This is a genomic window from Leifsonia naganoensis (assembly GCF_013410615.1).
Taxonomy (GTDB): Bacteria; Actinomycetota; Actinomycetes; order Actinomycetales; family Microbacteriaceae; genus Leifsonia; species Leifsonia aquatica.
In genome coordinates this window covers 2543353-2562943 of the sequence record NZ_JACCHJ010000001.1, presented here as the reverse complement: position 1 = coordinate 2562943, position 19591 = coordinate 2543353, and the positions used below count along the sequence as shown (strand labels likewise).

The following is a 19591-nucleotide window of genomic DNA, read 5'->3' as shown; positions in this document are numbered from 1 at the left end:
GGGATTCTCCCTGTCGGCCTACTTGGTGGGGGTGGGGGTCGAGGTCTGCTCGGCCGTGGGGAGGTACTGCTCGGGCATCGGGGAGCCCGGGAACCACTTCTGGTAGAGCGTCTTCCAGGTGCCGTCCTCCATCGCCGCGTGCAGGGCGGTGTCGAGGGCCTTCTTCAGCGCCGGGTTGCCCTTGGCGATCGCGAAGCCGGCGGGGGCGTCGAACGACGGGATGTCCTCGGCGTCCTTCAGGTCCGGGTACTGGGCGATGTAGCTCTTCAGCGCCTCGTAGTCGAGGAAGTGCGCGTCGATCGAGCCGCTGTTGAGCGCCGAGACCGCTGCGTTGTTGTCGGGGAAGCGGACCAGGTCGGCCTTCGGGAAGTTCTTGACCGCGTAGGTCTCCTGCAGGGTTCCCTGCACGACGCCGAGTCGCTTGCCCGCGAGGTCCTTGGAGGAGTCGATGCCCGAGCTCTTCGTGGTGAGCACGCTGAGGTAGCCGGCGAGGTAGCCGTCGGAGAAGTCGACCGTCTTCTTGCGCTCGTCGGTGATGCCGATGGCGGCGACGCCGACGTCGAACTGGTGGTTGGCGACGGCGGAGAGGAGGCCGGAGAAGTCCTGGCCGGTGAAGACGGCCTTCCCGAGGTGGGCGCGCTTGGCGACGTCGGTGAACAGCTCGACGTCGAAACCGGTGAAGTTCCCGCTGGCGTCGGTGAAGGTGTACGGCTTGGCATCGCCCAGGCTGGCGACCCTGACCGTTCCCGCCTCGATCAATCCGTAGGGGTTGTCCTTCGTGGCGGTGCCCGAGGCCCCGCCCGAACTGCAGGCGGCGAGGACGAGGGCGGCGGTGGCGGCGGCCGCCAGGAGTCCGGCGGGCCGGAGGAGAGTGCGTCGTTTCACTGCGGGGTCCAATCGTGCGTTGGGCGGTTCGGCGGGGACGCGAAAGGAGCGATCCTCATCGATCTGTGTGGTTGCAGAGACCGGTCTCAGTCACTTACGCTGAGACCGGTCTCAGTTGGTTTTCTGGGACTGTACCCGACACTTCGCGGGTTCGTCAATACGATGATGTTTGCGATATGCGGCGAGATGGAAACGGAAGGCGGCGTCGATGAGCCCCCAGCACCCGGCGAGACGTGCGGCGACAGTGGCGGACATCGCCCGGGTCGCGAAGGTGTCCAAGGCGACGGCGGCGAGAGCGCTCGGTGAGTACGGCCAGGTGAGCCAGGCGGTCCGCGACCGCGTGCTAGCGGCCGCAGAGGAACTCGACTACCGCCCGAACGCGCTCGCGAAGTCGATGAACACCGGCCGCTCGAACACCATCGGGGTCGTCGTGGGCGACATCGAGAACCCGTTCTTCGCCGTGGCGATGCGCGGCATCTCCGACGTTGCCAGCGAGGCCGGCTACTCCGTCATCCTCATCAACTCCGACGAGACGGTGGAGGCCGAGGAGGCTGCACTGGACGTCCTGCTCGACAACCAGGTCGACGCGGTCATCGTGGCTCCCGCCTCCTCCGCGCACGTCGAGCACCTGGGCAACGCCGCCCGGGCCGGGCGTCCTCTGGTGCTGCTGGACCGCCGGGCGAACGGCGAGGGGTACGACTCCGTCACGGTCGACAATCGGTCGGCCGCACGTGCCGCGACCGAGGAGCTCCTGCGCCACGGCCACCGGCGGATCGCGTTCGTCTCGACCCACGAGTACCCGCAGCCGACCTACCAGCGGGGCCACGCGATCACGATGTCCTCCGTCGCCGACCGCGTCACCGGCTTCCTGGAGACGCTCGATGCCGCCGGGATCGACTCCCCCGAGCGCTACATCCAGCTGGATGCCCGGCGGCGCGGTGTGGACGTCGTGACCCGCGAGCTCCTCCAGGAGGATCCCCCCGTCACCGCCATCATCGCCTCCGACAGCCTCATCGCCATGTCCGTCTTCAGCACCGTGCGCTCGGACGGTCTCCGCATCCCGGACGACGTCTCGCTGATCGCCTTCGACAACCCCGCGTGGACGGCCATCACCACCCCGCCGCTGACGGTGGTGGAGCAGCCGATCTACGAGCTCGGCGCGGCTGCGGCCCGGCGTGCCCTGCAGCGCGTGCGCGACGAACGCGTCGCCGACGCCGCCCTCGTCTTCGAGACCCGGCTTCTCAGCAGGGAGTCGGTGGGGGCGGCGCCGGCGTAAGAGGAGCCGTGCGTCCTAGACGCTGGTGCTCAGGCTGCGGCGGCGGAGGAAGACCGCACCGGCTGCGGCCACGGCCAGGGCGAGGGCTCCGCCGGCGATGGCCGGATCGACCAGCGGGGTGGACTCCGTCTCCGCGGCGATCACGAAGTCGGCGTCGATGGTCTTGGCGCCCTGGGTGAACGTGACGTTCAGGGGTCCCTGGACGACGTCGGTGAGGGTCAGCGTCCAGGTGCCGTCGTCCGCCACCACAGCGCTGCCGATCGGCTTGCCGTCGCCATCCACCGCGATCACCGTGGAGCCGGGGCTGCCGACTCCGGAGACGGTCGCATCGTCGACATGGAGGGTGTTACCGTCGGCGGGCGCGGTCAGCGTGAACGGGTTGTCGACCGTGAGGAGCCCGGGTGACACGTTGGCCGCGTCGGTACAGACCGTGGCGATCGTGAACCCATCACGGACGGACTTCTCCATCGTGATCGCGAACGAGCCGTCCGCTCCCACACGGGAGCTGCCGACCACCGACTCGGGAGCGCAGGTCTCCCCCGGCGGGCTCGAGAGCGGGTAGGCGTGCAGCCGGATCTCGTCGCCCGGCTGGGCCGCCGGCGGGACGGCTTTGCCCGTGAACACCTGGCCGGGAGCGATCGTGGCACCGGGGGTGGGAGAGGTCAGAGTGAGCCCATCGCCGTTGGCGGCCAGGGCGGCGGACGGGACCGCGAGAGCGGCGGTGACGGCGACAGCGGCCGCGACGAGGGAGATGCGCAGGGCACGGGACATGAGTGTTCCAATCGGAAGGGCGCAGCGCGCCGGAGGGGCGCGGCGGGTCAGGAAACGAGAATCGGAATCCGGTGATGGGGTGGGCCTCCGGAACGAGGGGTACGTATGCGGACGGCCCGTGGTCCCACCGGACCACTCAAATATCGGGGCGCGCGCGCCCGATCTCCGCAGCCGAGGGATGGGCCTCCGTAGTCGCGGCGAACGTTTCCGAAATCGAGCTCGGCGCATGCCCGTGGTCGGCCCGGCTCGATTACGCAATTCATCCGCGACAACGAACCGTCGATTGAAAAGCAAGTGCCATTCGGTTTATGGTCGACCCATGGCACGACGGGGTTCATACGCGAAGGGCGTCGCCAAGCGCGAAGAGATCCTCTCGACGGCGCTCGAGGTGATCGCCCGGGAGGGATACCGCGGCGCGTCCGTCAAGGAGCTCGCCGATGCCGCCGGGCTGAGCCAGGCGGGCCTGCTCCACTACTTCGACAGCAAGGACGAGCTCTTCACCGAGATCCTGCGCAAGCGCGACGACCTCGATCTCGAGACCTACCGCTCCGCGTCCGGCGACCCGTTCCGCGTCTTCCTGCGCGTGATGCGCCACAACGCCGAGGTCCCCGGACTCGTCGAGCTGTACACCCGCCTCGCCGCCGAGGCGAGCGACCACGCCCATCCCGCGCACCGGTTCTTCGTCGCACGACGCGCCGCGATGCACGCCCTCTTCGACGGGATGGTCGACGACGCCAAACGCGCGGGGCGGTACCCCGCCGACCTCGACACGGCCGCGTTCGGCACCATCCTGAACGCCACAGCCGACGGCCTGCAGACGGTGTGGCTGCAGGAGCCCACCATCGACATGGCGTCGGAGCTCGAGCGACTGCTCGTGGCCCTCGGCGTCCTCACCCCGGAACGGAGCACCACCCCATGAGCGATCCCGCCATCGACGTCGACGCGACCGGCCCCGCACCGACGGGACCGGTCGTCCGGATCGACGCGGGCGATGTCCGCGGCGTGTGGCGCGGCACGTCCGCCGCGTTCCTCGGCATCCCCTTCGCCGAGCCCCCGGTCGGCCCGCTGCGCTTCGAGGCGCCCGTCCCGGTCGCCCCGTGGGAGGGCGTGCGGGATGCGACTCAGCTCGGCGCGACGCCGCAGCGCAAGCAGCTCGCCGAGATCACCCTCATCCCCGAACCCTCGATCCCCGGCGACTCGACGCTGAACGTCAACGTGTACACGCCCGCCCCGGGGGAGCCCGCCGCGGCACTCCCCGTGCTCGTCTACATCCACGGCGGCGGGTACACCGCCGGCTCGCCCGCGAGCCCCTGGTACGACGGCCGGGCATTCAACCGGGACGGCGTGGTCACGGTCTCCCTCTCGTACCGGCTCGGCTTCGACGGCTTCGGCTACATCGAGGGTGCTCCCAGCAATCGCGGGGTCCGCGACTGGTTGCTCGCCCTCGACTGGGTGCAGCGCAACATCGCGGCGTTCGGCGGCGACCCGGAGCAGGTCACCATCGCCGGGCAGTCCGCCGGCGGCGGTGCGGTGCTGACGCTGCTCGGGATGCCCGCGGCGCAGCACCTCTTCCGCGCAGTGTGGTCCCTGTCCGGCGCCGTCGGCGATGTCACCGAGGCGCGGGCGAAGGGAATCGCCCAGAACCTCGCACGTCTCGCCGGCGTCGAGGCGAACCGGGACGGTTTCGCGACGGTGCCCGAGACGCGCATCCTCGAGCTCCAGGACACAGCCACCAACCCCGACGACCTCGACCCCATGGCCGGCGTCACCGCCATGCTCGCGGACGGCCTGCCCTGGGGCCCGATGATCGACGGGGACCTGCTCGTTCAGCCCACCCTCGACTCCCTCCGTAGCGGTGTCGGCGGCGACAAGCCCCTGGTGCTGGGGGCGAACGACGACGAGTTCACGATGGCGACCGACTCCGTGAAGAACAAGCTCCGCTTCGTCCCGGCCGGGATCGCCCTGGGCAAGCTGCTCACCGACAAGCCGCGCCGGAAGGCCTACCTCGCCGCCAACGCTCCGCAGCGACGCAAAGGCACCGCGGCCGTGCTCGGCCGCTTCATGACGGACAGCATGTTCCGCGCGCCGGTCGTGCGCGTCGCCGACGCCCGCGCGGGACACGCGACCTGGGTCTACCGCTTCTCGTGGGTGTCACCGGCCTTCGGCTGGGCGGTCCACTGCCTCGACGTGCCGTTCTGGTTCGACTGCCTCGACGCGGAGAAGGTCGACCACATCGCCGGCGACAACCCGCCGCAGCCGCTCGCGACCGCCCTGCACGCCGCGGCGGTCGACTTCGTCCGCCAGGGTGCGCCCGGGTGGCGTCCGTGGTCGGAGGCACCGGGCGCCACGCGCGTGTTCGGCGGCGACCCGGCGGCCCCCGACCTCCTGCCCGACGGCTACGCGTCGGTGCGCGCGCTGGCCTGAGCGCGCGGGCCGGTCACCGCGTCGCGCCGGGCCAGACGTACGCGAGGTCGTCGGGTACATCCGGAAAGAACGGACGGTAGAACTCCGGGTCCTTCCGCACCAGGTTCGACTGGTGGCTGCGGTGGAATTCAGGATCGCCGATCCAGGGCGGCAGTTCGAGGTCGTCCTGGGTGAGCCCGGCGACCTCCGGGGCGAACGCCATCACCTGCGGGCGCACCGTGTCCGGATGCCCCTGCTCGATCCAGGCGTCCGCCGACTCGATCGCGTACTTCGTCAGCGCCGGCAGGTAGCCCCGCCACATCCTGGCGACCGGATGGTTGCGCCAGCCGTACCCGGGCACGGTGATCGCCCGTAGCACCTGCAGGGCCTCCACCCGCTGCTTGCCCATCCGGGCCCGGTCGAGCACGCGCACGCTCGCGGCGAAGGACGGGTACGGGAGGAAGGTCTGCACGCGCCACACGGTACGCCCGCCGGCCCGCTTCAGCGTGTGGCGTTCCTCTCGGCGGAGTCCAGGATGGACTCGACCCCGAAGAGGAAGATCTCGTCGTCGCGGAGCGCGACCAGTTCGGTCGCGCTGGCGGCGATGTGCGGGTGCTCAGCCGGGTCGACGCGCAGCGGACGCTCCAGCCACCGGGCACCCTCTTTCCCGCTCCCGGAGCCCCCCTCCCCGACGCGCGCGTGCGCGATCCCCGCGGCACCCGAGAGCACGAACGACGAGAACAGCGCGTAGTGGCGCACCATCGCCGAGCCGTCGAGACCCGCCTCGGCGAAGGCGGCGAGGATGAACTCGACGGTCTCCGTCTCCGCCGGGCCGTTCGTCGTCAGCACCGTCGCCTCCACGGCGATCGCGGGATAGAGCGTGAATGCCTCGAGGGTGCCGACCGCGAGCGAATGGAGCCGATCGCGCCAGTCACCGGCTGGATCGGCGCGGACGAGTGCTCGCGCGAGCACCTCGTCGAGGAGCGCCTCCATCAGCGCCTGCTTGCTGGGGAAGTGACGGTACGCCGCGGTGGGATCGACGCCGAGGGCCGCGCCGATGCTCCGGACGGAGATCGCGGACGCGTCGGCGCCTGCCGCGAGAGTCATCCCCGCTTCGACGATGCGCTGCCGGGTCAGGGGCGCACGCCTGCCACCGCTGGTCGCGCCCGCCTGTGCCATTCGTCCTCGCCGTTCTCTTCGTCCTCGCCGATCTCGCAGCGCCCATGGGATCAGCTCGATCCCACCCTACGGACGAGGCTCCGGATGTCAACACTGTTGACAACGCCGTCGGGCGCCCATAGCATCCGTCTGGATCCGCGTTCGACGAAGAGAGGGAGCGATCGAGTGGCAGCAGCAGACGTCATCTTCACCGGGGGCCCGATCTTCACCGGGACCGGTGCTCCCGTGGCGGGGCACGCCGTCATCGTGAGCGGCGGTCGCATCACCGCCGTCGTGCCCGACGCCGAGGTGCAGGCCCACCGCGGCGACGCCACCCGGGTCGTCTCGCTCGATGGAGCGCTGCTGGCGCCGGGGTTCCAGGATGCGCACATCCACCCGGTCGCCGGCGGCCTGGAGCTGCTGCAGTGCAACCTCGCCGAGTCCGAGGACGCCGGGCACGCACTGCAGCTCGTCGCCGAGTATGCGGCCACCCATCCCGCGGGCTGGATCCTCGGCGGCGGCTGGGCGATGGACCATTTCCCCGGCGGATCTCCGACGCGGCAGGCTCTCGATGCCGTCGTCGGCGACCGGCCCGTGCTGCTGAGCAGCCGCGACCACCACAGTGTGTGGGCGAGCACGGCGGCGATCCGGCTCGCCGGTCTGGACGCGTCGACCCCCGACCCCGCCGACGGCCGGATCGAGCGCGAGGCCGACGGCTTCCCGGCCGGCACCTTCCACGAGGGCGCCGGCGACGCGTTCGCAGAGGCAGCCCCGCCGGTCGACGAGGAACTCGTCTACGCCGGCCTGCTCCGCGCCCAGGCGGAACTACTCGCGCTCGGGATCACGGGGTGGCAGGACGCCCTCATCGGCAGCGTCGCCGGCATCCCGGCGAACCTCGCCGCCTACCGTCGCGCGCTCGACGAGGGCGCGCTCGTCGCCCATGTGGTGGGTGCGCAGTGGTGGGAGCGCAGCGGTGGAGCCGAGCAGGTGGCGGAGATGGTCGCGCGTCGCGACGGGATCTCCCCCCACGACCGCGACCGGTTCCAGCTCGGAACGGTCAAGATCATGGTCGACGGCGTGGCCGAGAACCGCACCGCCGCGATGAAGACGCCGTACCGCGACGGCCACGGTCACGACACCGACAACGTGGGGCTGTCGTTCATCGACCCCGAATTGCTGCGGGATTACGTCACCGCACTCGACCGCGAGGGCTTCCAGGTGCACTTCCACGCGCTCGGCGACCGCGCGGTCCAGGAGGCGCTGGACGCGGTCGAGGCCGCTCGCGCGGCCAACGGCGTGAGCGACGGCCGTCATCACCTCGCGCACCTGGAGATCGTCGCCGAGGACGATACCGCGCGCTTCGCCGCGCTGGACGCGGTCGCCAACCTCCAGGCGCTCTGGGCGTGCCACGAGCCCCAGCTCGATCAGCTCACGCTGCCCTTCCTCCAGGAGGAGGCGGAGGGCCGGCACTATCCGTTCGGCGATCTCCACCGCCACGGCGCGCGCCTCGCCGCCGGAAGCGACTGGCCGGTGTCCAGTGCGAACCCGCTCGAGGCGATCCACATCGCGGTGAACCGGGTCTCTCCGGGGAGCGACGACGAGCCCCTCGGAGGCGCGCATCAGCGGCTCGACCTCGAGACCGCGTTCGCCGCGTACACCTCGGGCACCGCCTATGTGAACCACCGCGACCACGACACCGGGCGCATCGCGCCCGGCTACCTCGCGAATCTCGTCGTGGTCGAGCCGAACCCGTTCGAGGCCGCGGCGGATGCCATCCATCTCTCCGGGGTGAGCTCGACCTGGGTGGAGGGGCGGCTCGTCCACGAGCGCGCCCGACGCGAGTGACGACCGCTAAGCGCGGGTGAGCGGCCGAGCGAAGACAGTCGGGTCGCCGGCGCTCCACAGTCCGCTGACGCGGCGCTTCTGGATCCTCCAGCCCGACGGGGTTCGGACGAGGATGTCATCGTAATCGCCACCGAGAAGGTATCGGCCACTGCCGTCGGCATCCGTGCGCACATGCTGGGCTTGGAAGGTGGCATGGGAGGTGGCGCTGTCACCGTCGAGCGCACTGACCACGTTGCCGACGAGATGCTGCGTGACGTCGAGGGGTGTGAGGAAAGCCTTGTACTCGTCGAGGACGGCAGCGAGCCCTCTGACGGTTCCGGTGGCGAAATCCCCTTCGGGGTCCGGCGCGAAGCATGCGGCCAGGAGCTCCCAGTCGCGGGCATCCATCGCGCGGGCGACGGTGAAGACGAGTTCCGCGATGGCGGTCTTGTCTGTCAGGAACTGGAGGGATGCGGTGGTGGAGGGCGCGGTCACCGCGTCCTTCGATTGTTCGATGATCGTCATACGATCAAGGTAGATCAATTGTTCGATGATCGTCAACCAATCGGGCCTTACGCACTCTCGCTGCGCCACTCGCTGTCGATCGCCTCGCCGCGGTCGAAGGCGGCCTCCTCGCGCTCGCGCAGTTCGACGCGGCGGATCTTGCCGGAGATCGTCTTGGGCAGCTCGAAGAACTCGATGCGGCGCACGCGCTCGAAGGCCGAGAGCTCCGTGCGGGCGTGCGCGAAGATCGCGGCAGCGGTCTCGGCGTCGGGCGCCCATCCCTCGGCGAGCGCGACGTACGCCTTCACGACGCTGTGCCGTGTCGCATCCGGAGCCGGCACGACGGCCGATTCGGCGACCGCCGGGTGCCGCAGCAGCACGCTCTCGACCTCGAACGGCGAGATCTTGTAGTCCGACGATTTGAAGATGTCGTCCGTGCGGCCGACGAAGGTGACCGTGCCATCGTCCGCCTGCTCGGCCACGTCACCGGTGTGGAAGTAGCCGTCGGCGCGCGCCGTCGCCGTCTTCTCGTCGTCGCCGAGGTAGCCCGCCATCAGGTTGACGGGCTCCACGGACAGGTCGAGGCAGATCTCCCCCACGCTCGCCCGCTCGCCGGTGAGCGGGTCCACGATCGCGATCGCCACTCCCGGCAGCGCCCGCCCCATCGAGCCGGGCACCACCGCGGCTCCGGGCGGGTTCGCGATGAGGGCCGTCGTCTCGGTCTGGCCGTACCCGTCGCGGATGGTCAGCCCCCACGCCCGCTCGACCGCCGCGATCACGCCGGGGTTGAGCGGCTCGCCGGCCGACAGGATCTCGCGGAGCGCGCGCGGCTTCGGGCCGAGAGTGGACTGGATGAGCATCCGCCACACGGTGGGCGGCGCGCAGAACGTCGAGACCCCGGCCTCATCCAGGCGGGCGAGCAGCGCGGCGGGATCGAACCGGCGGTAGTTGTACACGTACACCGTCGCCTCGGCGATCCACGGCGCGAAGAAGCAGCTCCAGGCGTGCTTACCCCAGCCGGGCGAGCTGATGGCGAGGTGCACGTCTCCAGGCTGCACGCCGAGCCAGTACATGGTCGACAGGTGCCCGACCGGATAGGAGGAGTGCGTGTGCACCACCATCTTCGGCTTGGAGGTCGTGCCCGAGGTGAAGTAGACGAGGCACGGGTCGTCGGTGCTCACGGTGACCTGGGGCCGCGCGTCGCGCTCGTCGTACGACTCGGCGTAGTCCCGCCAACCCGCTCCTCCGTCGGCACCGCCGACCGCGATGCGCCCGAAGTCGCCCTCGATCCCGGCGAACTTGTCCAGCTCGGCCGCATCGGCGATCACGTGTCGCACCTGCCCGCGCTCGAGCCGGTCGGCGAGGTCGGTGCTCGACAGGAGCGTCGTGGTGGGCAGGATCACGGCGCCCAGCTTCATGATCGCCAGCATCGACTCCCAGAGCTCGACGCGGTTGCCGAGCATCAGCATCACGTGATCGCCCTGGCGCACACCGGTCGAGGCCAGCCACGCCGCGACCTGGTCCGAGCGCTGCCGCATCTGGTCGTAGCTGACCTTCGTCTCGCTCCCGTCCTCCTCGACGATCCAGAGCCCGAGCCGGTCGTTGCCGAAGGCGATCGTGTCGAACCAGTCGACCGCCCAGTTGAAGTGGTCGCCGACGTCCGGCCATTCGAAGGCGGCAGCTGCGGTGCGGTCGTCGGTGCGGTGCTCGAGCAGGGTGTCGCGCGCCGCCCGGAAGCTCTCCATGGACGTCATCTCCTCAGTGTGCCGCACATCGCGGGCCGGGAGGCTACGGGAGCGTCGTGGCGGTGCTGGGCGCCGTGGCGATGAACGCGGCGGCGTGAGCGAACTGCGTGTCATCGAAGGCGGAACCCATGCTCTCGATCTCAGCGGAGCCGATCCCGTTGCGAGCCGCCGTCTCGCGCCAGGTGGCGACGGCACGCACCACCGGCACGAGTGCTTCGGCCGCGGCCACCGCATTCAGGCGGTAGACGTCGCTGGTCTCGATCAGGAGCCGGATGTCGCGGTTCGCCGGGTCGTCGCGATCGCTGATCCGCCGGGAGCGGACGCGCCTGCCTGCCCGGGTCGGGTTGACGTCGAAAAGGGGGCTGAGCCGCCATCCGGAATCCTGGCGCACCAGGCCATGATTCTTCCAATGGTCGTCCGCGTTACCGACGAGCACGGTGAGCGCCACCCGCTGGAACAGTTCCCGCAGATCGTGCGTGGCGTGCTCAGGCACGAGGTGGTCGATGGTGTCTGCGAAGTCGGCGTAGGTGGCCTGCTGGTTCTGTGGGCCGAGCTGCATGGCGCTCATCGCCGAGATGAATCCCACCCTGCGCTGATTGTGTGTTCCGGGCTCCCCGTCGCGATCGAAGCGCTCGATCAGCAACGACGACCCCCGCTCGGCCAGGTGGATCAGCCGCCGTCGCGGCACGCGGAGCCCGGCCCGCGCGGCGATGTCGAGTGCGGTGGCCTCCCATGCCTCCAGGTCGGAGCGGCGGTCGCGGTTGGAGGGCAGCTTCAGCATCCACAGTGAGCCGTCGGCCTCCTGGATCGACGCCTTGGGTCGCGCGCCACCCAGGCTCGAGCCGGCGAATCCGAGGATCTCGATGTCCTCGTCGGTCGCCTCGTACTCCTCGAACCGGCCGGCGGCCTCGGCGATGCGGCGAACGTCGTGCGGGTTCGCGGCGGTGTGCGCCGCCGAGGTGAGCCAACGCTCGCCGACCGGCCTCGCGTCCGTCGTCGTGAAGCGCAGGGCGCCCATCCGAGTGAGGTCGTTCTGCTGCACCAGGTGGTCGAACTCCCCGAGCCCGCGTGGAGCGTCGGCATCGCGCTGCAACGCATACTCGGCGTCGATGAGGGAGGCACCCCAGTCGTCGGGCCTGGCGTCCGCGAACGCGCCGAAGAGCGTCGTGTCGGCGCCGGAGAACTGCCGTCCGGCCACGAGCGGCAGGTCGGGCGAAAGCGCGTAGCGATCGGGGTGTGCCAGGTAGCCGGGCGCGTACTCGAACGAGCTTCCGGCGAGGGTGCGACCCCCCATGAATGAGGCGCGCAGCGAACCGACGAGGATGGGCGCCCCGTGGCGATCATCCAGGTAGACATCGACGGCGTCGACCAATTTCATCCGTTCGGAGCTCACCGCTTACCTCCTCCGCGTCGAATGCTGGACGCCGACCTCTTCGTCCATGAGCGCGCGACCGGCGTTCGATCTCCAGGGGTCGGTGCTCTCTACTACGGTATTGGCGATGCCCAGCGCCGTGAACACGGCGAACACGGAGTCGATCCGCGGGGCGCCTGTGCCCTGCTCGAGTGCACGCAGCGTGTCCCGCGTGACGTGGGCACGCTCGGCGAGCTGAACAGCGCTGAGTCCCTGCAGCTTCCTCCACCGTTCGATGTTCGCGCCGAGCTCACCGAGGAGCCGGTCTCGTGCCGGCGACTGCCTGGTGACCATGTCTGCGCTCCTCGGTGACGTGTTTTCCTGTCAACTATACGCCGAACTGTCGCGTACAGAAGGCAACGACGGGGGATCGCAGCGACCGTCAGGCGATTTCGCTCTGAGACGCCGCCGGCGCGAATCGCTGGGTGCCGGTCACCCGGAGCAGGTCCAGCTTCGCGGCGTCCTCACTGCCCGGCACGACCGTGTAGACGACGATGCGCAGGTCGCCGTCGGGGACGGTCAGCACGTCGCAGTCGACGGTGATCGGGCCGGCCGCCGTGCGCGTCAGGGTCTTCCTGCTCGACTTGTGCACCGCGATCCCGGCCTCGCTCCAGAGCCCGGCGAACTCCGGCGATTCCGCCCGCAGCCGCGCGATGAGGCGGGCGAGTTCGGCGTCCGCCGGGTAGCGGCCGAAGGCTCCGCGGATGTCGGCGACCAGGTCGCGGGAGAACTCCGCATCGTGCTCGTCGTCGTAGTCGACGCCGTCGTGCCCGATCATGAAGTGCCGCCAGACGAGGTTGCGCTCGATGCCCCCGGCGGCGGCCGGGTCGCCGGTCAGCGCCGCCCAGAGCGTGTTCCACTGGAGGACGTCCCACGCCGCCGTGAAGACGCCGATCGGGGCATCCCCGACCCGGTCGAGCAGCCGCTGCACGCCCGGTGTGATGTGCCGGGGGATCACGTCCCGCGGCGGCGGCATCGCGCCCGCCACGCGGTAGAGGTGGTCCCGCTCCTGCTCCGTCAGGCGCAGGGCCCGCGCCAGCGCTCCGAGCAGCTGCGGCGACGGGTTCGCGGCCCGGCCCTGCTCGAGCCGGACGATGTAGTCGACGCTCACTCCGGCGAGCGCCGCGAGCTCCTCCCGTCGCAGGCCCGGCGTGCGACGGCCCGGACCGGCGGGGAGGCCGGCCTCGACCGGGTCGACGCGGTCGCGCCACGATCGCAGGACCTGCGCGAATTCGCTCACGCCGTCCAGGCTACGTCGGGTCGCGACGTGCTGGGTGGTACTCGCGGTCCCACCGACGACCGGAGCCTGGGGGATGCGCGCGGTGCGGCGGAGGATCGTCAGTATGACCACCACATTGATCACCGGAGCCAACCGCAGCCTCGGACTCGAGACCACCCGCCGCCTCCTCGAGGCCGGCCACACCGTCTACGCCGGGATGCGCGACCTCTCCTCCGCCACCGAGGTGCGCGCCCTCGGGGCCATCCCCGTCCCGCTCGACGTCACCGACCAGGCGAGCGTGGACGCAGCGATCGCCTCCCTCCCCCGCCTCGACGTCCTCATCAACAACGCCGGCGTCCTCGGCCGCTCGTTCGGCGTCGACGACCTCGACGCCGCCGCGATCCGGGAGGTGCTGGAGACCAACGTCGTCGGCATCGTCCGCGTCACCCAGGCTGCCCTCCCCCTGCTGCGGGACTCGGAGCAGCCCGTCATCGTCAACGTCGCCTCCGGCGTCGGCTGGCCGCGCTGGCTCTCCACGGACGGCCACGACGAGTTCCCGGTCACCGCGATCCCTTACGCCGCCTCCAAGGCCGCGGTCATCGCCCTCACCGTGCAGTACGCGAAGAACCTGCCCGGCTTCCGCGTGAACGCGAGCGACCCCGGCTACACCGCCACCGACTTCAACCGCCACAACGGTCACCAGACCGTCACCGAGGGCACCGATGCGACCGTGGCGCTCGCGACCATCGACGCCGACGGGCCGACCGGGGAGTTCCACAACCGGGAGGGGCGGATCGCGTACTGAGAGATGCCGGACGCCGCGCCCGTCGTCGCCGTCGCGTCCGCTGCCGCGTCGAGCGGGGCGGACCTACGACTGCGGCGCGGGCGCGGGATCGGCCACGGGATCGGCCGACGCCTCGACGGCGCTCGCGCTGAGGCGGCCGTACCCCGAGTCGATGTGCTTCTCGATCGCCGCCTCGACGTCGCGGTCGCGGTTCAGGATGAGGTCGTGGATGAGATCGGCGTGCTCGCTCACGATGATCCGGTGATAGTCGTCGACCTTGACGCGCCTGGTCAGGAGGAAGAGGGCGACCTGCCATTTGATCGCCTGCCACGCCGCGAGGAGTCGCGAGTGGTCGGCCATGAGGAAGATCTGCTCGTGGAAGTCGAGGTCGAGACGGACCAGCTTCGCCTTCTGGTCATTGGCGACCGCGTCGCGCATCCGCTCGATGATCTCGTTGAGGGTGTCGAGATCCGACGCCGAGGCGCGTTCCGACGCCCGCGTCCAGGCGAGCTTCTCCAGTGCGATCCGCAACGTCGACAGCTCCGCGAAGTCCTGCGGCGACAGGGTCACCACTGATGCCCCGCGGTACGGCAGCGACACCACCAACCCCTCCTGCTCGAGATGCAGCAGGGCCTCCCTGATCGGAGCCCGGCTCACGCCGAAGGTGTTGGACAGGCTGACTTCGCTCAGCCGTTCGCCCTGGACCAGGCGGCCTTCGAGAATCGCCTCCCGGAGTTGGCCGACGGCCGCCCCAGCGAGTCCGGATCGATCGAGTGTCTCCATGCCGACATCCTAGCGCCGGTTCGTTAATGTGTCGATTGTCGACAGTGTGCAAATTGTGCTAGCGTGCACCTACTTAGTCACCCGCTTCATTGTCGTGTCGGTTGCTCGCCTCCCTGGGTTCCGGCTCAAATAGGACAGGAGTCAACAGAGTGAAAAGCCAATTCAGGCTCGCGCTCGTCGCAGCAGCGGTCGCCCTCACCCTCACAGCCTGCACCGCAGGCACGTCGGGCAGCGCGAGCAGTTCGGGTTCCACCCCTCTCTATGGCGGGACCCTGACGACGGCAGCGGCGTCCGACCCCGAGACGTTCGACCCGGCCGTCTGCACCGGAGCCACCTGCTGGAACGTCATGCGCATGGTCTACGACCGGCTCTACGACTACAAGGGCTCGTCGAGCACGCTGAAGCTGCAGGCCGCCAAGGCCTTCCCGACCATCAGCAGCGACGGCCTCACCTACACCATGACCCTCAAGGACGGGCTGAAGTTCAGCAACGGCCAGCCCGTCACAGCCGACGACGTCGCGTACTCCTTCGCTCGCGTGATCGACCCCGCCACCAAGGCCGGCCTCGCGAGCTTCTGGATGGGCGTCAAGGGGGCCGCGGAGTACGCGGCGAACCCGACCGGCCTCCCCTCCGGCATCCAGGTCGTCGACACCCACACGATCAAGATCACGCTCAGCGCACCGAACTCGTCGTTCAAGTACGTGCTGGCGATGCCCACCGGCTCGATCATCCCCAAGGGTTCGGGTGCGACGATCGGCACCAAGCCGATCGGATCCGGCCCCTTCGTGCTCAAGACCTTCACTCCGGGCAAAGAGATCATGCTCGACCGGAACGCGGGCTACTGGGACACCCCCAAGCCCTACGTGGACCACGTGCACATGCTCCTCGGCGTCGACCCCGACAACCAGGTGCTGATGCTGCAGAAGGGTCAGATCGACCTGATGGGCAGCCCGATCCCGCCGGCGAAGTTCCTGCAGGTCACGTCGGACCCCAAGCTGAAGTCGCAGCTGGTCACGATCGAGAAGCCGAGCGTGTACTACCTGACCATGAACGTGAAGACGGCGCCGTTCGACAACCCCAAGGTGCGTGAGGCCGTCTCGCTCGCGTTCGACCGCAAGGGCCTGCTGAAGCTCGTCAACGGCCAGGGCAACGCGGCGACCGAGTTCATCCCGCCGAAGGTGCTCGGCTACTCCGGCGAGACGATGACGCACGAGCAGGACGTCGCGAAGGCGAAGCAGCTGATCAAGGACGCGGGCTTCCCGAACGGCATCACCACTCAGATGTACGCGTGGAACGTGGCCCCGTTCTCGGTGCTCGCCCCCGAGATGCAGCAGGAGCTGAAGGCCATCGGCATCAACGTCGACCTCCAGACGCTCGCGCCGAACACTTTCGCGCAGCTCGCCGGTTCCGGTCAGGCCCCGCTGGCCCTGACCTTCTGGGTCGCCGACTACCCGGAGGGCTCCGACTTCCTGCAGGCGCTCATGTCCTGCGACGCCGCGGTTCCGCAGGGACAGAACTTCGCCTACTACTGCAACCCCAAGATGGACGACTTCGTGCAGCAGGCGCTGGCCGCGACCGACTCCGCCAAGGCGGAAGCGCTGTACAAGCAAGCCTCAGAACTGCTGCTGGCAGACAACCCGGTCGTCCCGCTCTACTTCGGGACGAAGACGGAAGTCATCGGTGCGAATGTGGGTGGCTACTTCCCGCAGCCGATCTGGGGCTGGGACATGGCCGAGTACTGGATGAAAGACGGATCCAAGACGCGCTAGTGCCCCGGAGCGCCGTCGGGGCCCTCCTCCCCGGCGGCGCTCTTCATCTCTGTGAAAGGACGCTCCCATGAGCGCACTGCTCGAAGTCGAGGACCTCGTCGTCGACTTCCCCACGGCGGACGGGACCGTGTTCCACGCCGTCGACGGGGTCTCGTTCCGGGTCGAAGCCGGAGAACGCGTCGGAATCGTCGGCGAGTCCGGCTCAGGCAAGTCGCTCACGTCGCAGGCGATCATGGGGCTGATCCCGGCCCCGGGCGTCGTCAGCTCGGGATCGGTGCGCTTCGACGGCGCCGAGGTCACCGCGTTCTCGGACAAGCAGCTGCAGCAGTGGCGCGGTCTGCAGACCGCGATGGTGTTCCAGGACCCGATGTCCAGCCTCAACCCGCTGATGCGGGTCGGGCGGCAGATCGAGGAAGCCCTGCAGGTGCACCTCGGTGTCTCCCGCTCCGAGGCACGCGAGCGCTCCGTACAGCTCCTCCAGACCGTCGGCATCCCCGACGCCCGCGCCCGGCTGCGCGACTACCCCGGCGCCTTCTCCGGCGGGATGCGTCAGCGCGTGTGCATCGCCATCGCGACCGCCTGCTCGCCCAAGCTCCTGATCGCCGACGAGCCGACGACGGCACTCGACGTGACCGTGCAGGCGCAGGTGCTCGACCTGCTCGATTCGATGGTCACCGACCTCGGCACCAGTGTCGTGCTGATCAGCCACGACCTCGGCGTGATCTCGAGCTTCTGCGACCGCATCCTCGTCATGTACGCGGGCCGCATCGTCGAGTCGGGCACCGCCGCGCAGATCGTCGGCGACCCCCAGCATCCGTACACGAAGGCCCTGCTGGGCGCCATCCTCAAGCTGTCCGAACCCATTCCGGAGCGGCTCCGCACGATCCGGGGCACGCCGCCCACCGCCGGTCACCGGCCGCAGGGATGCGCGTTCGCCGCCCGCTGCCCGGCCGTCTCCGACAGCTGCACCACGCTCGATCCCGTGCTCGTACGGGCCCCCGGCGCCGACGCATCGCACCAGGTGGCCTGCGGTGTCGTCGCCCCCGAATCGTTCACCCTGGTCGCAGAGGCCGCGGCATGAGCGTCGACTCCGCCGCCGCGCGGATCGCCGGCCACGCCTCCGCCACCGGCGAACCGATTCTGCAGGTCGACGACCTCCAGGTCACCTTCAGCAGGGCGGGCGGTCTCGGTCGACGCTCGACCGCCGTCCCGGCCGTCCAGGGCGTGAGCTTCGCGCTCGAAGCGGGCACGACGCTCGGGATCGCGGGAGAGTCGGGATCGGGAAAGAGCACGATCGCCCGCACGCTCATGCGGATCACGAAGCCGTCCGGCGGCTCCATGCGCCTCGACGGCCGCGACGTCGGCACGCTGCGCGGCAAGGAGCTCGCCCGGTACCGGCAGACGATGCAGATGATCTTCCAGGACCCCTACGACTCGCTCGATCCGCGGATGAAGGTGTCGGAGACGCTGATGGAGGCCATCAAGCTCCGCACGGTCAAACCGATCAGCCCGCGCGCCGAGGTGTTCAGCCTGCTCGAGAAGGTGGGACTGTCGGCGAGCTTCGCGTCCCGGCGGCCGGGCGAGCTGTCGGGCGGCCAGCGGCAGCGCGTCTCGATCGCGCGCGCCCTGTGCGTCGATCCCCGCCTCATCCTGTGCGACGAGGCCGTCTCGGCCCTCGACGTCTCGGTACGCGCGCAGGTGCTCAACCTGCTCAAGGACCTGCAGGAGGAGCTGGGCCTCGCCTACCTCTTCATCTCCCACGACCTCTCCACGCTGCGCTTCATGGCGGACTACGTCGGCATCATGTACCTCGGCAAGCTCGTCGAGCTGGGAACCCGCGACGAGGTGTTCTCCAACCCGCAGCACCCGTACACGCGCGCTCTGCTGTCGGCCGTGCCGGAGCCCGTCGTGCGCGACCGGGAATCGCGCGCTCCGCGGGTCCGGCTGACCGGTGAGCCGCCGAGCGCGGCGAACCCGCCGTCGGGCTGCAGCTTCCACCCCCGCTGCCCGCTCGCCCAGGAGATCTGCCGCACGACCTCGCCGGCGAGCCGGATCACGGCATCCGGACAGCGTGCGTCGTGCCACTTCGCCGACCCGGTGGACGACGCGGCACGCGAGACGACGGGAGCACACGCATGAGCGAAGCGATCACGCCCCTCACCGGCATCGAGCCGGCGATCCAGGACGACCGGCCCGTGCGCGGGGCGTACGTCTGGCGCAGCCTCCGACGCGACCCGGGCGCGCTGATCTCCCTGATCGCGCTCATCCTCATCGCGATCGTCGCGATCGTCGCCCCCCTGCTCGCTCCGCACGACCCGCTGCAGACCTTCAACGAGACGGGGCTCGGGGCGCAGGGGCAGCCGCTGCCGCCCGGCACCCCCGGATTCCCCCTCGGGACGGACCAGCTCGGGCGCGACATCCTCTCCCGCCTGATGTACGGCGCGCGCGTTTCCCTCGTCATCGGGATCGTCGCGAACGGGCTCGCGACGATCGTCGGCGTCGTGGTGGGCGTCGTCGCGGGCTACTTCGGCGGCATCGTCGAGTCGATCCTGATGCGGATCACGGATGTCGTCATCTCGTTCCCGATCCTGCTCCTCTGCACCGCCTTGATCGCGGTGACCACCCGGAGCACCACGAACGTGATCATCGTGATCGCCCTGATCTACTGGACGACGCTCGCGCGCATCATCCGCGGCATGGTCGTGTCGCTGAAGGAGCGCGAGTTCGTCGTCGCCTCGCGCACGCTCGGCCTCGGCGATCTGCGGATCATGCGCCGCCACATCCTGCCGCACCTGGTCCCGGCGATCATCGTCTACGCGACGCTGGGCGTCGCGTCGTCGATCCTGATCGAGAGCGCGCTCTCCTTCCTGGGCATCGGTGTACCGATCCCGCAGCCGTCGTGGGGTCAGATGATCTCCGACGGCAGCACCTACTTCCAGATCGCGCCGTGGATGCTCTTCATCCCCGGTTTCTGTCTGATCATCACGGTCATGGCATTCAACCTGGTGGGCGACTGGCTCGCGGGCATGCTGGACTCCTCCCCCGCGATGGCGAGGTGA

The 19591-nt window shown here is 69.8% G+C and carries 19 protein-coding genes; 9 read left to right on the top strand and 10 right to left on the bottom strand.

Features of this window, described 5'->3' with window-relative positions; all coding sequences use genetic code 11:
• Positions 1–18 precede the first annotated feature (18 nt).
• Positions 19–885 carry a transporter substrate-binding domain-containing protein gene (locus HNR14_RS12405; RefSeq protein WP_179701306.1) on the bottom strand — a complete coding sequence of 289 codons (867 nt, stop codon included), beginning with the start codon at positions 883–885 and terminating at the stop codon, positions 19–21.
• Between the two features lie 208 nt (positions 886–1093).
• Between HNR14_RS12405 and HNR14_RS12400 the strand changes: the two genes are divergently transcribed.
• Positions 1094–2161 carry a LacI family DNA-binding transcriptional regulator gene (locus tag HNR14_RS12400; protein WP_179701305.1) on the top strand — a complete coding sequence of 356 codons (1068 nt, stop codon included), beginning with the start codon at positions 1094–1096 and terminating at the stop codon, positions 2159–2161.
• Positions 2162–2176: 15 nt separating this feature from the next.
• Here the strand turns inward: HNR14_RS12400 and HNR14_RS12395 are convergent, their stop codons facing one another.
• Positions 2177–2932, bottom strand: coding sequence for an Ig-like domain-containing protein (locus tag HNR14_RS12395; protein ID WP_179701304.1), 756 nt, complete (start codon positions 2930–2932; stop codon positions 2177–2179).
• Between the two features lie 319 nt (positions 2933–3251).
• Here HNR14_RS12395 and HNR14_RS12390 point away from each other — a divergent pair, with 319 nt between their 5' ends.
• Together HNR14_RS12390 and HNR14_RS12385 are read left to right on the top strand one after the other, a co-directional pair.
• Positions 3252–3851, top strand: coding sequence for a TetR/AcrR family transcriptional regulator (locus HNR14_RS12390; protein WP_179701303.1), 600 nt, complete (start codon positions 3252–3254; stop codon positions 3849–3851).
• Positions 3848–5356, top strand: coding sequence for a carboxylesterase/lipase family protein (locus HNR14_RS12385; RefSeq protein WP_179701302.1), 1509 nt, complete (start codon positions 3848–3850; stop codon positions 5354–5356). Before HNR14_RS12390 ends, HNR14_RS12385 begins: the two co-directional genes overlap by 4 nt.
• A gap of 13 nt (positions 5357–5369) precedes the next feature.
• Here the strand turns inward: HNR14_RS12385 and HNR14_RS12380 are convergent, their stop codons facing one another.
• Both HNR14_RS12380 and HNR14_RS12375 read right to left on the bottom strand, forming a co-directional pair.
• Positions 5370–5807: an MSMEG_6728 family protein gene (locus HNR14_RS12380; RefSeq protein WP_179701301.1), complete on the bottom strand. Its 438-nt coding sequence runs from the start codon at positions 5805–5807 to the stop codon at positions 5370–5372.
• Positions 5808–5836: 29 nt separating this feature from the next.
• Positions 5837–6514 carry a TetR/AcrR family transcriptional regulator gene (locus tag HNR14_RS12375; RefSeq protein ID WP_179701300.1) on the bottom strand — a complete coding sequence of 226 codons (678 nt, stop codon included), beginning with the start codon at positions 6512–6514 and terminating at the stop codon, positions 5837–5839.
• A gap of 165 nt (positions 6515–6679) precedes the next feature.
• On the opposite strand from HNR14_RS12375, the gene HNR14_RS12370 reads away from it, so the two are divergent.
• Positions 6680–8338 carry an amidohydrolase gene (locus HNR14_RS12370; RefSeq protein ID WP_343064477.1) on the top strand — a complete coding sequence of 553 codons (1659 nt, stop codon included), beginning with the start codon at positions 6680–6682 and terminating at the stop codon, positions 8336–8338.
• A 6-nt stretch (positions 8339–8344) separates the two neighbouring features.
• Here HNR14_RS12370 and HNR14_RS12365 read toward each other — a convergent pair whose 3' ends face one another.
• The 5 genes from HNR14_RS12365 to HNR14_RS12345 all read right to left on the bottom strand — a co-directional run bounded on the left by HNR14_RS12365 (position 8345) and on the right by HNR14_RS12345 (position 13217).
• A complete protein-coding gene (locus tag HNR14_RS12365; RefSeq protein ID WP_179701298.1) occupies positions 8345–8878 on the bottom strand; it encodes a nuclear transport factor 2 family protein in 534 nt (177 codons plus the stop codon).
• Between the two features lie 11 nt (positions 8879–8889).
• A complete protein-coding gene (locus HNR14_RS12360) occupies positions 8890–10575 on the bottom strand; it encodes an AMP-binding protein (RefSeq protein ID WP_179701297.1) in 1686 nt (561 codons plus the stop codon).
• 34 nt (positions 10576–10609) lie between these two features.
• Entirely contained in the window at positions 10610–11959 is a 1350-nt protein-coding gene (locus HNR14_RS12355) for a HipA domain-containing protein (RefSeq protein WP_179701296.1), read from the bottom strand.
• 3 nt (positions 11960–11962) lie between these two features.
• Complete coding sequence (locus HNR14_RS12350; protein WP_179701295.1) at positions 11963–12271, bottom strand: helix-turn-helix domain-containing protein; 309 nt, start codon at positions 12269–12271, stop codon at positions 11963–11965.
• Positions 12272–12359: 88 nt separating this feature from the next.
• Positions 12360–13217, bottom strand: coding sequence for an MmyB family transcriptional regulator (locus HNR14_RS12345; protein ID WP_179701294.1), 858 nt, complete (start codon positions 13215–13217; stop codon positions 12360–12362).
• A gap of 103 nt (positions 13218–13320) precedes the next feature.
• On the opposite strand from HNR14_RS12345, the gene HNR14_RS12340 reads away from it, so the two are divergent.
• Complete coding sequence (locus HNR14_RS12340) at positions 13321–14001, top strand: SDR family NAD(P)-dependent oxidoreductase (RefSeq protein WP_179701293.1); 681 nt, start codon at positions 13321–13323, stop codon at positions 13999–14001.
• 63 nt (positions 14002–14064) lie between these two features.
• Here the strand turns inward: HNR14_RS12340 and HNR14_RS12335 are convergent, their stop codons facing one another.
• A complete protein-coding gene (locus HNR14_RS12335) occupies positions 14065–14763 on the bottom strand; it encodes a GntR family transcriptional regulator (RefSeq protein WP_179701292.1) in 699 nt (232 codons plus the stop codon).
• Between the two features lie 149 nt (positions 14764–14912).
• Between HNR14_RS12335 and HNR14_RS12330 the strand changes: the two genes are divergently transcribed.
• From HNR14_RS12330 to HNR14_RS12315, 4 genes are all read left to right on the top strand, one after another.
• Positions 14913–16532, top strand: a complete 1620-nt coding sequence (locus tag HNR14_RS12330; protein ID WP_179701291.1) for an ABC transporter substrate-binding protein — start codon at positions 14913–14915, stop codon at positions 16530–16532.
• 67 nt (positions 16533–16599) lie between these two features.
• The gene (locus HNR14_RS12325; RefSeq protein WP_179701290.1) at positions 16600–17613 is read left to right on the top strand and encodes an ABC transporter ATP-binding protein; all 1014 of its coding nucleotides are present in this window, start codon (positions 16600–16602) and stop codon (positions 17611–17613) included.
• The gene (locus HNR14_RS12320; RefSeq protein ID WP_179701289.1) at positions 17610–18671 is read left to right on the top strand and encodes an ABC transporter ATP-binding protein; all 1062 of its coding nucleotides are present in this window, start codon (positions 17610–17612) and stop codon (positions 18669–18671) included. The genes HNR14_RS12325 and HNR14_RS12320 overlap by 4 nt, the downstream gene beginning before the upstream one ends.
• Positions 18668–19591 carry an ABC transporter permease gene (locus HNR14_RS12315; protein WP_179701288.1) on the top strand — a complete coding sequence of 308 codons (924 nt, stop codon included), beginning with the start codon at positions 18668–18670 and terminating at the stop codon, positions 19589–19591. Before HNR14_RS12320 ends, HNR14_RS12315 begins: the two co-directional genes overlap by 4 nt.